The sequence below is a fragment of the Agathobaculum sp. Marseille-P7918 genome (assembly GCF_964248325.1).
Taxonomy (GTDB): domain Bacteria; phylum Bacillota; class Clostridia; order Oscillospirales; family Butyricicoccaceae; genus Agathobaculum.
Genome location: NZ_CAXTXI010000003.1, coordinates 184,794 through 199,636 on the forward strand (window position 1 = coordinate 184,794; position 14,843 = coordinate 199,636).

The 14,843-nt window shown below is 56.1% G+C and carries 13 protein-coding genes; 8 read left to right on the top strand and 5 right to left on the bottom strand.

Annotated features, from left to right (window positions below; genetic code table 11):
* Positions 1 to 2: 2 nt before the first annotated feature.
* Both ACESSO_RS06135 and ACESSO_RS06140 read right to left on the bottom strand, forming a co-directional pair.
* Positions 3 to 1,040 (bottom strand): low specificity L-threonine aldolase, encoded by a 1,038-nt coding sequence (locus ACESSO_RS06135; RefSeq protein WP_373164176.1) that lies wholly within the window; start codon positions 1,038 to 1,040, stop codon positions 3 to 5.
* Positions 1,041 to 1,180: 140 nt separating this feature from the next.
* Positions 1,181 to 1,876 carry a transcriptional regulator gene (locus ACESSO_RS06140; protein ID WP_373164177.1) on the bottom strand — a complete coding sequence of 232 codons (696 nt, stop codon included), beginning with the start codon at positions 1,874 to 1,876 and terminating at the stop codon, positions 1,181 to 1,183.
* 261 nt (positions 1,877 to 2,137) lie between these two features.
* Between ACESSO_RS06140 and ACESSO_RS06145 the strand changes: the two genes are divergently transcribed.
* The 4 genes from ACESSO_RS06145 (at position 2,138) to ACESSO_RS06160 (ending at position 6,457) form a co-directional block, all read left to right on the top strand.
* On the top strand, positions 2,138 to 2,515 hold the full coding sequence (locus ACESSO_RS06145; protein WP_373164178.1) for a RidA family protein: 378 nt from the start codon (positions 2,138 to 2,140) through the stop codon (positions 2,513 to 2,515).
* A gap of 141 nt (positions 2,516 to 2,656) precedes the next feature.
* Positions 2,657 to 4,312, top strand: coding sequence for a tryptophanase (locus ACESSO_RS06150; protein WP_206426949.1), 1,656 nt, complete (start codon positions 2,657 to 2,659; stop codon positions 4,310 to 4,312).
* Between the two features lie 142 nt (positions 4,313 to 4,454).
* On the top strand, positions 4,455 to 5,852 hold the full coding sequence (locus ACESSO_RS06155; RefSeq protein WP_373164179.1) for a sodium-dependent transporter: 1,398 nt from the start codon (positions 4,455 to 4,457) through the stop codon (positions 5,850 to 5,852).
* Positions 5,853 to 5,983: 131 nt separating this feature from the next.
* Positions 5,984 to 6,457, top strand: a complete 474-nt coding sequence (locus ACESSO_RS06160; RefSeq protein ID WP_373164180.1) for a phosphate-starvation-inducible PsiE family protein — start codon at positions 5,984 to 5,986, stop codon at positions 6,455 to 6,457.
* Between the two features lie 20 nt (positions 6,458 to 6,477).
* Here ACESSO_RS06160 and ACESSO_RS06165 read toward each other — a convergent pair whose 3' ends face one another.
* The 3 genes from ACESSO_RS06165 to ACESSO_RS06175 form a co-directional block, all read right to left on the bottom strand.
* Positions 6,478 to 8,235, bottom strand: a complete 1,758-nt coding sequence (locus ACESSO_RS06165) for a sensor histidine kinase (RefSeq protein WP_373164181.1) — start codon at positions 8,233 to 8,235, stop codon at positions 6,478 to 6,480.
* Entirely contained in the window at positions 8,235 to 8,915 is a 681-nt protein-coding gene (locus tag ACESSO_RS06170) for a response regulator transcription factor (protein WP_373164182.1), read from the bottom strand. The genes ACESSO_RS06165 and ACESSO_RS06170 overlap by 1 nt, the downstream gene beginning before the upstream one ends.
* 104 nt (positions 8,916 to 9,019) lie before the next feature.
* Complete coding sequence (locus ACESSO_RS06175; protein ID WP_373164183.1) at positions 9,020 to 9,811, bottom strand: HAD-IIA family hydrolase; 792 nt, start codon at positions 9,809 to 9,811, stop codon at positions 9,020 to 9,022.
* 171 nt (positions 9,812 to 9,982) lie between these two features.
* On the opposite strand from ACESSO_RS06175, the gene ACESSO_RS06180 reads away from it, so the two are divergent.
* From ACESSO_RS06180 to ACESSO_RS06195, 4 genes are all read left to right on the top strand, one after another.
* Positions 9,983 to 10,945: an alpha/beta hydrolase gene (locus ACESSO_RS06180; protein WP_373164184.1), complete on the top strand. Its 963-nt coding sequence runs from the start codon at positions 9,983 to 9,985 to the stop codon at positions 10,943 to 10,945.
* Entirely contained in the window at positions 10,912 to 12,219 is a 1,308-nt protein-coding gene (locus tag ACESSO_RS06185) for a hypothetical protein (protein ID WP_373164185.1), read from the top strand. The genes ACESSO_RS06180 and ACESSO_RS06185 overlap by 34 nt, the downstream gene beginning before the upstream one ends.
* Positions 12,192 to 12,857, top strand: coding sequence for a DUF6320 domain-containing protein (locus ACESSO_RS06190; RefSeq protein WP_373164186.1), 666 nt, complete (start codon positions 12,192 to 12,194; stop codon positions 12,855 to 12,857). Before ACESSO_RS06185 ends, ACESSO_RS06190 begins: the two co-directional genes overlap by 28 nt.
* 117 nt (positions 12,858 to 12,974) lie before the next feature.
* Positions 12,975 to 14,813: an LTA synthase family protein gene (locus ACESSO_RS06195; protein WP_373164187.1), complete on the top strand. Its 1,839-nt coding sequence runs from the start codon at positions 12,975 to 12,977 to the stop codon at positions 14,811 to 14,813.
* The last annotated feature ends 30 nt before the right edge of the window (positions 14,814 to 14,843 follow it).

A 14,843-nucleotide genomic window follows, 5' to 3' on the forward strand; every position in this document is an offset into this window, starting at 1 on the left:
GGTTACCCCTCCGCGGCAAAGGTGCGTACCAACTGTGCGGTTTGCGTGCAATCCTCACGGGAGATGTCGTGATGGCAGACCATACGGTACTCTCCGCCCGTGCATCCGGTGACCTTGACGCCGTGTTCCAGCATCCAAGCCGGATAGCGAGCGGCTTTATCCGCGCTCCAGTCGGCGGTGAAGAATATCATATCGATATCCAAACGGTCGCGCAGTACCTGCACCCCGTCGATTTCATCCAGCAGTGCTCCCAGATATGCGGCGTTTTCGTGATCTTCCTTGACCCTGTCGGTCATATCGCGCAGCGCAACCAATCCTGCGGCTGCCAAAAAGCCTGCCTGCCGCATGCCGCCGCCGAGGATACGGCGCGCGCGGCGCGCCCGCCAGATGAGATCCTTTGGTCCGGCGACAATCGAGCCGACCGGTGCGCACAGGCCTTTGGACAGGCAGCACATCACCGTGTCGCAGTACTGGGTCAGCTCACGCACATCGGAAACGCCGAGCGCCGCCGCGGCGTTAAACAGCCGCGCGCCGTCCAGATGCACCGCCACGCCCTTTTCGTGCGCGACCTCATAGACGGCACGCATGTTGTCGAGCGAGACGACCGCGCCTGTGGAATGCGCATTTTCCACCACCACAAGCGTCGCGGGCGCGACCTGCACGTCGCTGTCGTCGGTCAGGCAGTCGCGCACGGAGTCCGGATCCATTGTGCCGTTGACACTCTGCGGAAAACGCAGCGAAACACCGGAAAGCTGGGCGTAAGAGCCGGCTTCGTGGTCGGCAATATGCGAATGCGGGTCAATGATAACGCAGTCGCCGCGGCGGGTGTGCGCCAGCAGTGCGCAGGCGTTGCCCTGCATACCCGATGTGACAAACACCGCAGCCTCCTTGCCCAGCCGCTCGGCAGCATAGGCCTCCAGCTCGTGCAGAGTCGGATCGTCGTCAAATACATCGTCGCCAACCACGGCGGCAGCCATCGCATCCCGCATGGCCTGTGTCGGCTGGGTGACGGTGTCGCTTCGTAAATCAATGTAACGCATGGGGGTTCCTCCCTTTTAGAAATAATAATATGGTTTGGTTTGTCGGCCGGCAGCCGAGGGGGACGGGGCATTGCGTTTGCGCTCCGGGTAGTGAAAAATGAGCGCAACGCGCTCATTTTTGCTTGTTCACCGGAATTGCATCAGGTTTCATCTTTTTTGATTTGCGAAAGGTAGCGGTAAACGCTCGCTTGTGAGCAGTGCAGCGCATCGGCGACATCTTTGACCGCGCCCTTGAGCAGGAAAATGCCGCCTGCCTCGAGCGAGGAGATGATTTGGATGCGTTCGTCAGGTGTCAGCCGGTCGGCAGTCACGCCCAGCCGTGCCAGCTCGCGGCTCACCGCATCACCTGCAACAGCGTCAATTGAGTTGTGGAAGCTCTCGGTCGTGGCGGGGACGGCTCGTATGGTTTCGCCGCTTTGTGGTCTGTCGGGTTGACAGTGATCTTCCACAAATGCATCCGGATGACACAGGCGCAGGATGCTTTCGCTGGCCTCCTGATACCGACTGTCATCAAAATTGATGCAGAGCATGCCAATCAGACGGCCGTTTTGTTTGATAAACAGCGTGGAAGAACGCAAGGTCTTGCCTGCGGCGGATACACCGCAATAATGCAGCCGATAGTCCTGCGACTCGTAGCTTTTATCCATCAGAATCTTGAGCGCTACGTTGGTTAGAGGGGCGCCCACCTCGCGTCCGCTGACATGGTTGTTGGCGATGGCGATGATAGAGCGGTTCTTATCGGTCAGATCGTGCAGCGCGACCTCGTAATCGGGGCCAAGCGCCTGACCGAGAAATTCGGTCAATTTCATATAATGTTGCAACAACGGATTGGCCATACGCTCACCTCATTTTCAAAAATCAGACAGGTTTTTGACCCTGATTTTATTATACCGTAATAAAAAGAGATTTGTCAAAAAAGATGAGAATAAATTATCACAATTAAAAGAAATAATTATTATATATTTTTGACAAAACCTATATAAAATTCATACAAAAAGCAAAAATAAAAGTGTGCCACCGTACAAAATACACAAAAGGCGCTTGACAAATTATTATTCTGGTGATAAATTTATCTCAGAAAAGGAGGCGTGGAAAGGATGAAAAAAGTCATCAGTACGGATTTGGCCCCCGCGGCTATCGGACCGTACGCACAGGCCGTTGCAGTAGACGGACTGGTTATTACATCCGGGCAATTGCCCACAAACCCGGCGACCGGCACGTTCCCGGAAGGCATTGAGGCACAAACCAAACAGTCTCTGGAAAATGTTAAGGTCATTCTAGCCGAGGCAGGCACCGGTATGGATCGTATTATAAAGACCACCGTGTTCCTCAGTGATATGAACAACTTTGGCGCGATGAATGAAGTGTATGCCACATTCTTCGGTGAAGGTGGATACCCGGCTCGCTCTGCCGTTCAGGTAGCGCGCCTGCCCAAGGATGCACTGGTCGAGATTGAGGTTATCGCGGCCCTGTAACATCCCCTGATATTCGTTTACGTTAGTAAAAGATACTGTCCGCCAGTCGGAATTGTCGGAAGCGGAAAACCGGCAATCGATGACCGGGGTATCCTCTAAAAATAACGGCGCAACGCGCCAAGAAAAATGGAGGTAATTTATATGGACAAGAACATGGCTCACTACCCGCTGGATGTACCCGCACCCCATCATTTCACGTTTGCTGTTCGCGATCTGCCGGACGTTACGATTGAGCAGCGCGAGCGCGCTCTGAATGCAACTCACTGGAATGAATTCGCGTTCCCGGCCGGTATGCTGACCGTTGATATGCTGTCCGACTCCGGCACCACCGCGATGACCAACCAGCAGTGGGCGGCGCTGTTCCTCGGCGACGAGGCGTATGGCCGCAACACCGGTTATTATGTACTGCTCGATACCTTCCGCGACATCTTTGAGCGCGGCGGCGAGAAGAACTGGAAGAAGATCATCGACCTCGTGCGCACCGACTGTCGCGACGTAGAGAAAATGATGAACGAAGTTTACCTCTGCGAGTATGAGGGCGGCTTCTTCAATGGTGGCGCAAAGCAGATGGAGCGCCCGAACACCTTCATTATCCAGCAGGGTCGTGCAGCTGAGTCCGTCCTGATGGAAATTGTTCGCAATATCCTCAATCGCCGTTACCCCGGCAAGAAGTTTACCATCCCGTCCAACGGCCATTTCGATACCACCGAGGGCAACATCAAGCAGATGGGCTCCATTCCGCGCAACCTGTACAACAAGGAACTGCTGTACGAAGTACCGGAAGGCGGCAAGTATGAGAAGAACCCCTTCAAGGGCAACATGGACATCGAGAAGCTCGAGCAGCTGATCCAGGGCGTCGGCCCCGAGAACGTTCCGCTGATTTTCACCTGCATTACCAACAACCCGGTTTGCGGCCAGGCGGTTTCCATGGCAAACCTGAAGGAAATCAACCGCGTTGCGCATAAGTATGAGATTCCGGTGGTATTCGATACCGCTCGCTGGGCTGAGAATGCATACTTCATCAAGATGAACGAGGACGGCTATGCCGACAAGTCTATCGCGGAGATTGCAACTGAAATGTTCCAGTATTGCGATGCATTCACCATGTCCGCCAAGAAGGACGGTCATGCTAATATGGGCGGCATGCTCGCTTTCCGCGACAAGGGCCTGTTCTGGCAGAAGTTCTCCGATTTCGACGAGAACGGCAATATCATCACCGATGTAGGCGTTACCCTGAAGGTTAAGCAGATCTCCTGCTACGGCAACGACTCCTACGGCGGCATGTCCGGCCGTGACATCATGGCTCTGGCCGTTGGCCTGTATGAGAGCTGCGACTTCAACTACATGAACGAGCGCGTTGCACAGTGTAACTATCTGGCAGAAGGCTTCTATAAGGCCGGCGTCAAGGGCGTTGTACTTCCGGCAGGCGGCCATGCAGTGTACATCAACATGGATGAATTCTTTGACGGCAAGCGCGGCCACGATACCTTCGCAGGCGAGGGCTTCAGCCTTGAGCTGATTCGCCGCTATGGTATCCGTGTATCCGAGTTGGGCGACTACTCCATGGAGTATGACCTCAAGACGCCGGAGCAGCAGGCAGAGCTGGCGAATGTGGTTCGTTTCGCAATCGACCGCAGCCGCCTGACGCAGGAGCATCTGGATTACGTTATCGCAGCAGTTAAGGCGCTGTACGAGGACCGCGAGTCCATTCCGAACATGCGCATTGTATGGGGCCACAAGCTGCCGATGCGTCACTTCCATGCGTTCCTCGAGCCGTACCCGAACGAAGAGAAGTAATCTGAGGGAGACAATATGGGCGTAACCTGCGCCGCGTGGAAAGAGCGCAGGAAATGAAAGGTAAAGGTCACCCGCGGAAAAGTGAAAAATTCCGCGGGTGCTTTTATTATCGGTACGACCGGTAGAAAAAGGGGTGTAAAGTATGAGTAATGAAGAAACCAAACGCGATGGCTTTAAGAGCAAATGGGGCTTTATTTTAGCTTGTATTGGTTCTGCGGTTGGTATGGCGAACATCTGGCGTTTTCCGTATATGGTGGCGACCTATGGTGGCCTGACCTTCCTGCTTCCGTACTTTTTGTTTGTACTGCTGATCGGTGCATCCGGTGTTATGGAAGAGTTCTCTCTCGGCCGCTGGGGCGGTGCGGGTCCGGTCGGCTCGTTCGGCAAAGCGATGGAGGACGGCGGCAAGTCCAAAAAGGCCGGCGAAGTCATCGGCGCGCTGCCGGTTATCGGTTCCATGGGTCTGGCGATCGGCTACTCGGTCGTTATGGGCTGGATTTTCAAATACGCCAAAATGAGCATCACCGGTGAGATGTTCGCTATGGGTCAAAACATGGATAATATTGTCGGCACCTTCAGCGCAGCAGCGCCGGAAACCAAGACGCTTGGCGAAGGCATTAGTACGATGTTGCAGAACGGCATTTTTGGTATCGGTAATGGCTTCTGGATCATTGTTGCAATCGTTGTATCGGTCGTCATCATGGCGTTGGGTGTTGCGGGTGGTATTGAAAAGGCCTGCAAAATCATGATTCCGCTGCTGTTCGGTCTGTTCCTCATTATGGCGGTTTACATTGCGTTCCTGCCGGGTGCAGGCGATGGCTATAAGTTCATCTTTACGCTCGATCCGGCTGGACTGCTCAACTGGAAGGTTTGGATCTATGCCTTCGGTCAGGCGTTCTTCTCCCTGTCGGTTGCCGGCAACGGTTCGGTTATTTATGGTTCCTATCTGGGCAAGGATGTGGAAATTTCTTCTTCGGCCCGCAACGTAGCAGTATTTGATACGTTGGCAGCGCTGGTTGCGATGTTCGTAATCATCCCCGCAATGGCAACTACGGGCAGCGCGCTGGAGACCAACGGCCCTGGCTTGATGTTTATTGCGCTGCCCGGCGTGTTCAACGGCATGGGCGGCATCGGCTGGGCGATCGGTGCATTCTTCTTCATCGCGGTGCTGTTTGCCGGTACGACCTCGATCATCAACCTGTATGAGACGCCGGTTGCATTCATGCAGGAGAAACTTAAACTCGGTCGTATTCCTTCGGTTGTTATCATCCACGCTATTGGTCTGATTGTTGCGCTGCTCATTCAGCCGTGGACCTCGCAGTGGATGGATATGGTTTCGATTTACATTTGTCCGTTTGGTGCGGCGCTTGCCGGTATCATGTTCTTCTGGATCATGAAAAAGCAGACTGCACTCGACGCGGTCAATCAGGGTTCTCAAAAGGAAATCGGCGGCTGGTTCTATCCGTTCGGCAAGTGGATTTATGTACCGCTTTGCATCATTGCGTTGATTGCAGGCGCAGCACTCGGCGGTATTGGCTGATTCCCAAGCTGGAAAAAAATAATCACTCCCCTTCCCACGGGAATTGCCCGCCGCCTGTTGCAGACGGCGGGCAATTTGTGTTATACTAGTGGAGCAAATGGAACGGAATATGAGGAATGAAGGAGAAAAAGATGAACTCAGATCTGCGCGACAAGATATCCAGTGCCGCCACTGCGATTGAGATCACACTTGGCCTGATTATCCTGCTGGCCTGCGTTGTAGGCAGCGTGGGGCTGGTGTGTACGACTGAGCTGAATCAGATGCTTCTGGTGCCGGATTATTTTCAAGAGCGTCTGAGCGACGCTTGCCTGATCATCATCGGCATCGAGTTAATCAAGATGATTACCAGCTACACAATTGACTCTGTGGTGGATGTGATGCTGCTGGCGATTGCCCGTCAGATGATCGTCGAACATACTTCACCGCTGGAAAATCTGTTGGCGGTGCTTTCGGTTGGCGTACTGTTCGTCATTCGCAAGTATTTGTATATTTCGCGTCTGGATCGTCCGAAGAGAAGCAAGAAGGATATTGAAAACGATGTTCAAGCCGAAGTAATGGGGTTTGACGCATCGAAAGAAGAGAGAGAGAAGGAAGGCCGTCCCTGATGGGGCGGCCTTCGCCGTATTTACCGGACAGTGACGATAAAGCATACGCCGGTTTCGGTATTTTCCGCGCGGCATGCAAGACCGTGCAGCGCGAGAATTTTCTGCGTAATGGCAAGACCGAGGCCGTGCCCGCCGGCGCGGTTTCTCGCCTTATCACTGCGGTAGAACATCTCGAACAGACGGGGCAGTTCGCTTTCCGGAATGGGTTCGCAGTCGTTTTCGACTGTGAAGAGCGGTCCGCCGCTGCGGCGCAGCGTAACGGTCACGCGCCCGTCTTCGGGTGAGTATTTTGCGGCGTTTTCTAGCAAACAGCCAAACGCGCGGCGCAGCAGCGTTTCGTCACCGCGGATGCGGATGCCGTCCGTCAGATGGAGCGTCAGGCGGCGGTGTTCGAACAGCGGCGCGTATTCTTCAAGGAGCGACCGCAGCAGGGCGGAAAGGTCGATGGCGGTGCGGTGTTCCAGCTCATTTGTGCGGTCCAGACGGGTGTAGTCGAGCATTTCGCGCACCAAGCTGTTCATGCGGCCGGTTTCCTGCTCGATGGCGGCGAGGTAGCGCGCGTTCTCCTCGGGCGAAATGTCCTGCGCGATGGCTTCGGCGTAGCCGCCGATGAGCGCGAGCGGAGTTTTGAGGTCGTGGCTTGCCGCTGCGACAAACTGCTGCCGCCGGTCTTCGAGGTCGCGCTCACTGTCCCAGCGCTGGTGCAGATCGCCTGCCATATCCGTGAGCGCGCGGTTGAGGTCGCCTATCTCGTCGCCGCGGGAGGTGTCGGGATGAAAGGCATCGAATTCGAGGTGCGCGACGTGCTGCGCCTGACGGGTGGTGTCGTACAGCGGGTAGACAACAGCCCAGCGCACACCCTGATAGAACAGGAACAGCACAAGTATATAAAGCAGCGCCATCAGGAATGGGATATATCTGAAATAAAGGGAAATTTCGTTCGTATAATCCAAAGCATACGCCAAAAACAGCGTAGAATAACCGTTGCCGGATACTATGGAAGAGAAATCCCGCGTTTGCAGTGCATCCAGTCCGGTCTGCGTTCGATCTTCCCGCTGCCAATACTGAAGAAAGTGGAGCGCGTCGAAATACTGTTCCATTGCATTGTTATCTGTAAAAATATTCTGAAAGAAGAGGCGCTGCGAGGTGGTTTCCTCCACGGGCGTCTGCGCGTGCCAGGTCTGCCCATCCACAACGGAAACGATGCGGTTGGCTACGAGATAAGTGATTTTGGAAAACTCGTCCTCTTCCAATCCTTTCACCGTGCCATAAACTGTCCAATATGGACTGTTGCCTGACCATTCCGGTGTAACCGTTTGCGCGCATTGCTGTAAGGAGCAGATGTCCGCCTCGGAGAAGTCGCTTAGATCAATGATTACGTTATGGTAGACCGGTGCGTCATGTGCGCTGACTGTCTGTATGATGGTAAGCGGTGATGTTAAGGAAACGATCTCATTACCCACCGCATATTGCAGGATAAAAGGTGTAGAGGAATTTGTACTCGTCCATCGAGCGTAATCAAATCGCAGTTTCCAATAGGATTCGGAGTCCGGCAGGGGAAGGTGATCCGAATCTGGCACATGTAATTCCAGCTTGTCGAGCAAGAACTGCTGAATGTATTCCAGATAGGAATAACGCTGCTGTATGATGTGATCATTCGCGCGCTGTATGGAAAACCATGTCCACAGCGCGCACACCAGCGCCAGCATAAGCGCCATCAGCGCCGTCAGCCTTGTTGCGATGCTGCGCCGCAGCCAGAATGCTTTGAGCTTTTTCATCATGATCCCCCCAATCGGTAGCCCTTGCCGTAGACCGCTTTGATGTGCTGCGCCGCCGTGCCGAGGGCTTTGCGCAGGCTTGCCACATGGCGGTCGATCATGCGCTCGTCGCCGTCGAAGTCCACGCCCCACACGCGTTCGATCAGCAAATCGCGCGACACCGTGCGCCCCTGTTCGCGCAGCAGCAGCTCGAGAATCTGCGCTTCCTTGGGACGCAGAGACACCGGCGCGCCGTCCACCGTGACCGCGTGCGTCGCGGTGTCCAGCAAAATGCTGCCGTAGCCCAGCTCGGTTTCGCCCAGTCGCAGGCCGCGCGCCCGGCGCATGAGCGCCTGCGCCTTGGCGACCAGAACGGGGAAGGAAAAGGGTTTCACCACATAATCATCCGCGCCTGCGCGAAAACCCGCGAGCGTGTCGCCCTCCTGTCCGAGTGCGGTGACAAAAATCACCGGCACATCGCTCTCGCGCCGCACGGCTGTGCACACCTCCAGACCGTTCAGCTGCGGCATCATCACGTCCAGCACCAGCAGGTCGAAGCTGCGTTCCTGCGCGAGTGTGAGCGCCTGCTCGCCATCATACGCCGGGGTGACGGCGACGCCGGCCGCCCGAAAAAAGTCCTGCATGAGCGCAGAGAGCGCCTTGTCGTCCTCCGCCAGAAGAATATGTCCCGCCATGTGCATCCCCTCCTTTTGTTGCTTTCAGTATAGCATGGAATTGTCTGAATTTTATCTGTGCATCATAAAAAAACAGCCTGCCGTAAGGCAGGCTGTTGGTAAGAATGGCTTCATTTTCCGGGAGGGATGTCACCCACGCCGTTCAAGATATAGTGCGGACGGTAAGCGTAGTTTTCCACATCCGCGCGCGTGGTGCAGCCGGAGAGCACCAGTACGGTGTCCAGACCGGTTTCAATGCCCGCGACAATGTCGGTGTCCATACGGTCGCCCACCATGACGGCTTCATGTGAGTGCACGCCCAGCATACGCAGACCGGTGCGCATCATCAGGGGATTGGGCTTGCCGACATAATACGCGGTCTTGCCGGTCGCAAGTTCGATCGGCGCAACCAGCGCGCGGCAGGCCGGAATGATGCCCTGCTCGGAAGGCCCGGTCAGGTCCGAGTTGGTGGCAATCAGGCGCGCGCCCTTGTTGACCAAATCGACCGCTTTGAGGATGGTCTGATAGTTATAGGTGTTGGTTTCGCCTGCGATGACATAGTCCGGGTCAACGTCGTTCATCACGATGCCCGCCTCATACAGTGCGCCGACCAGACCGGGCGCGCCGATGACATAGGCGGATGCGCCGGGCTTCTGGCTGGCGACAAACTTGGCGGTTGCCAGCGCGGAGGTGTAAAAATGCTCTTCGCCGATTTCCAGTCCCATGCGGGCGAGCTTCTGCTGCAATTCCAGCGGCGAGCGCTCGGACGAGTTGGTCAAAAACAGAAAGCTCTTGTTTTCCTTTTGCAGCCAGTCGACAAATTCGGTTACGCCTTCCAGCAGACGGTTGCCGTGATAGATGACACCGTCCATATCGCAAATAAAACCTTTTTTCTCACGAAGCAATTCCAGTGTTTCGCTCATTTCGGTTCTCCTTTCGCTTATGATGCACTACTTCTATTATGCGGAGTGTACGGTGGTTTCGTCAAGAGAAAAAATTGCGCAGGTGTTAAATAACTGTAAAGGATAGATGCTTTGCGCGGGCGGGCAAAGCATGGTATACTGTAAGGGAATTGAGGGAATGGAGAGCGAATCATGGCAATCAGCAAAGCCATGCGTGCCGCGCTGCACGCACTGAGCTATACGGCAAATATTGATTTGGAAAAAACCTATCGGGTAGAGCGCGCGGTGCGAGGCCTGCGTACGCCGCTCGCGCCGCTTTACCATTTGTGGGACCATAAAATCGAGCGGGACGGGCACGATATTCGCGTACGCATCTACACACCCAAAAAGCAGACGGACGGCCGCTTGCTGCTGTTTTTCCACGGCGGCGGCTGGGTGCTCGAAAGTGTGGACACCTATAATGCGGTCTGCCGCAATCTGGCGCGGCGCACGGGCTGCCGTGTGGCCTCGGTGGAGTACGGCCTTGCGCCCGAGCATGTGTTTCCCGAAGGCCTGGAGGACTGTTACGCCGCTGCGCGTGAGGTTTACCGGCATCCTGAACAGTTCGGCGTGCGCTCGCAGGAGATTACGCTCGTGGGTGATTCCGCGGGCGGCAATCTGGCAGCAGCGGTGTCGCTGATGGCTCGCGACCGCGGAGAATTTGAGGTCGCGCAGCAGATTCTGATTTATCCGGCGACCTATCACGACCATTTACCCGACTCGCGCTTTGATTCCGTGCGGGAAAATGGCGCAGACTATTTGCTTACCGCCAAGCGCGTGTGTGATTATATGATGCTGTATGCGGGAGGAGACCCAAAACACATGCGCAATCCGTATTTTGCGCCGCTGCTTGCGCCCGATTTGTCTCGCCAGCCGCGCACGCTGGTCATCACCGCAGAATTTGACCCGCTGCGCGACGAGGGAGAGGCTTATGCCCGCGCGCTGCGGGATGCAGGCAATTCGGTGGAGCAATACCGCATGCCGGATGCGCTGCACGGCTATTTTTCGCTGCCGGTGCGGTTTCCGATGGTGCGGCGCACCTATGACTTAATCGAACAATTCCTGAATGGGGAGTCAATCGCATGCCAAACGATAAACGCAACCGAAAAAATTTAAGCTGGAGCCGTCTGGATAACGCGGCGAAGATATTTCCACCGACCTCACACGGGTCGGCGACGGGCGTGTTCCGCCTGTCGTGCGAGCTGACCGAGCCGGTCGCGCCCGACGTGCTGCAAACCGCGCTCGATCGCACGCTGAAGCGCTATCCGCATCTGCTGATGGTCATGCGTCGCGGTGTGTTCTGGTACTACCTGGAACAGACTACGCTGCGGGCTTCGGTCGTACCAGAGCATGCGCCGCCGTGCGCGGCGCTGTATGAGGGCAGCCGCTCGCTGCTGTTCCGCGTGAGCTATTGGCGGCATAAGGTCAGTCTGGATATGTACCATGTGCTGGCGGACGGAGCGGGTGCAATCGAGTTTTTCGAGTCGTTGATGACCGCCTATCTGATATTGCGCCATCCGGAGGCAGGGGTGGACGGGCTGCCGCAGGCATCCGTATCCCAACGCTGGGCAGACAGCTTCCAGAAGTATTACAAGCCGCATAGCGGCGGTAAAGCTTCCGAAGGGCTGGGTCGTGCCTACCGTTTGCGCGGGGTGCGCCGTGCGGACGGTGGTCTGACCGTTATTGAGGGCGTGGCAGATGTGCGGCAAGTGCTTGCGGCGGCACACCGCTGCGGCGCGACGCTGACCGTCTATATGACAGCACTCCTGCTTTCTGCTATTCACAGCGAAATGTATGTGCGCGAGCAGAAAAAACCGGTCATTTTGACCGTTCCGGTCGATTTGCGCAGCTTTTTCCCCTCGCGCACAACGCGCAACTTCTTTGGGACGATTCGGGTCGGATATGATTTTTCGCGCCGCTCCGGTGAACTGGAGGATATTGTCGCGTGCGTCGCAGCGGCATTTAAGGAAGAACTGACGCCCGAACGGTTGGGCGCGCGCATGAACCAGTTGGCCGCGCTCGAGCACAATCCCGTGCTGCGGCTGATTCCGCTGGCACTGAAAAACCCGGTTTTGCGGCTCAGTGGTGCGGTGTCCGACCGCGGAGAGACTGCGGCGCTGTCCAACGTGGGTAAATTACATCTGCCCGAAGCGCTTTGTCCCTTTGTGCGCGGCTTCGGCGTATTCATGTCGACGGGTGCGACGCAGCTTTGCACCTGTTCGTTTGGCACCAGCCTGCATTTTGGTTTTACTTCGGCCTTTGAGAACACCGAGGTGCAGCGTCGCTTTTTTGAGCTGCTGGTGGATGAGGGAATCGAAATCGAGATTCGAAGCAATGAATATCATGAAGAGGAGGAAACGTCATGCAGCGATGCCCCAGCTGCCGAGTGACCGTCGCCGGTCACAAAACCTGCTGTCCGCTGTGCGGCGGGCAGCTTTCCGGCACGCCGGAGCCGGATACCGAGGTGTTTCCGGCGCTGGAAAAGCCGCGCTTTACGACCGGTTTTGTGCTGCGGCTGCTGGCGTTGATTGCGATTGCGGTCAGCGTTATCTGCGTGCTGGTCAACATTGCAACCGGATGGCACGCGCTCTGGTCGCTGTTCGTGGTGGCGGGCGCGGTGTGCGTCTGGGTGGCGGCGGCGGTCGGCGTGGCCTATCGGCGCGACATGACACAGAATATCGGCTGGCAGGTCGTGCTGATTCCGGTTCTGTCGTTTTTATGGGATTGGTGGACGGGCTGGCGCGGCTGGTCGGTGGATTTTGTGCTGCCGTGTGTGTGCATCGTGGGTATTCTGGCGATGCTGCTGATTGCAGTGCTCTGCAAAACGCCGCTCCGGCTATTTGCCGGACCGTTCATCGGCGCATGCTTTTTCGGGCTGCTGCCCCTTGTTCTGATTGCGTGCGGACGGGTTCGGGTGCTGCTGCCCTCGCTTTTGTGTGCGGGACTGGCGATTTTGTCGCTGGCGGCGCTGGTGTTATTTCAGTGGCAGACCATCAAGGCGGAGCTGCAGAGGCGGTTCCATTTGTAAACAAAAAGAGCCGCACAGCGGCTCTTTTTGCATTTGGGTGCATTTGTGCTGAAATGGGTTGCATTTTGGCGCGAAAAGCCGTATACTGTCAGGATAAGACGGAAGGACGGCTTTGAAATGGACAAAAAACAACTGCTGCGGCTCGGCGGCAGCGCTGCGGGTGCGGTGCTGCCGTTTTGGCTGCTTGACCTTACTTTACGCACCGCAACAGGGTGCGCGGCGTGGTATCCGCTGTATGCGGTCGCGCCAAACCTGTTTTCGCTGGGCTTTGGAGCGCTGTTCGTGGCGCTGTGTCTGCTGCCGCAGCGGCGGACGGTCGGACGAATACTGTACGGATTGATTTATGCCGTTTGGGCGGTGTATGCGGTGGTGCAGTACGGCATCTGGCGCATTTTTGACCGGTTTTTGTTTCTGTCGGACTTCCTGTTTGCGGGAGAAGGGCTGGGCTTTGCGGGCTATATCCGGCAACTGATTGACGCACGCTTTGTGCTGGTAGCCGTGCTGCTGGTGCTGTGGGGCGTGCTGGGCGTGTGGCGGCTGCCCGAGAGTCTGCCGCGGCGGCGTGTCTGTCCTGTGCTGGTGCTGTTCTTTGCGCTGACGCAGTTTGTTGCGCCGCGTCTGTATGCGCCCGTACCAGAAACGCTCGACTGGGATTCTTGGCAGTCGAGTGGGTACGAATACGAGCGATTTTCTTCATCCACCTATGACCTTGCACTGACCGGCCCATATCAGTTTGTCGTACGGGATGCATGCCTGTCCATTGTACCCGACGCAGACGCGGCCGAGCAGCGTGCGCAGATTGATGCCTTTTTCGACGAGCGGCCCGCGCACGAGAACAACCAAATGACCGGTCTGCTGTCAGGCAAAAATCTGATTCTGGTGCAGCTAGAGAGCGTGGACGATTTTGTGCTCAACGACAAAAACACGCCGACACTCGCGCGATTACAGCGCGAAGGCATCAATTTTGCGGAGTTTTACACGCCGCAGTACGCGAACGGCTACACCTTCAACACCGAGTTTGCCGCGCAGACCGGCATTTATCCATACGCCAACGGAAATGTCGCCTATTCACTCAGCCGCAGCGCGTTTCCGTATGCACTCGGCAATCTGTTCGAGGATGTTGGCTATGCTGCCAATTCCTTTCACAAGAGCGAGGCCAAGTTCTACAATCGCGGTGCGATGCATCAGGCGTTCGGATACGAGCAGTATCATTCTGCGCTGGCTTACGCGCAGGATGAGCTGCAGGCGGGCGATGATAGGTTTTTGATTGACTGTGATGAACTCTACAGCGCGATGATCGCGCAGCAGCCGTTTGCGGATTTCCTCATCACCTACAGCGGACACCTTGGCTACGACGAGATAGACGCGCTGACTACCTATGCGCTCGAACAGTTCCCGGAATACAAGGATGACAGCCGTCCGTATGAGATAAACGGTCTGCTTGCCAAGGCGCGGCTGACCGACGAGATGTTCGCGCATCTGCTCGCGCGGCTGGAGGAGGATGGCCTGCTGGAAAACACGGTGATTTGCGTGTACGACGACCATTACGCCTACGGCTTGACCGACCGTGCGGTGCTGGAGGAATACTCTGAAGCCGCGGGCGGCCGCCTGCTTGAGCGCACGCCGTGCTTTATCTGGTATGAAGGCTGCACGCCGCAAACGGTGACCAAGACGCTGCAAACGGTTGATTTACTGCCGACACTGGCCAATCTGTTCGGAATGAAAGTGCCCGATACGATGGGACGGGATGCGTTTGATCCGGATTATGAGGGGTATGTCATTTTTCCGAACGGCGGCTGGCTCACCGATACGGCTTATGCGGAAAACGGGCAGATCGTATGGAACAACGGCATGACGGACGCGGAGGTGTCTGAAATGAACGCCTATGCCCGCCGCTTTCAGGAGGTAAACGACGCGATTCTGGACACGGATTACTATGCGCAGGCAACAGAGTAAAATAAAAGGACGTTTCCAAGTGGAAACGTC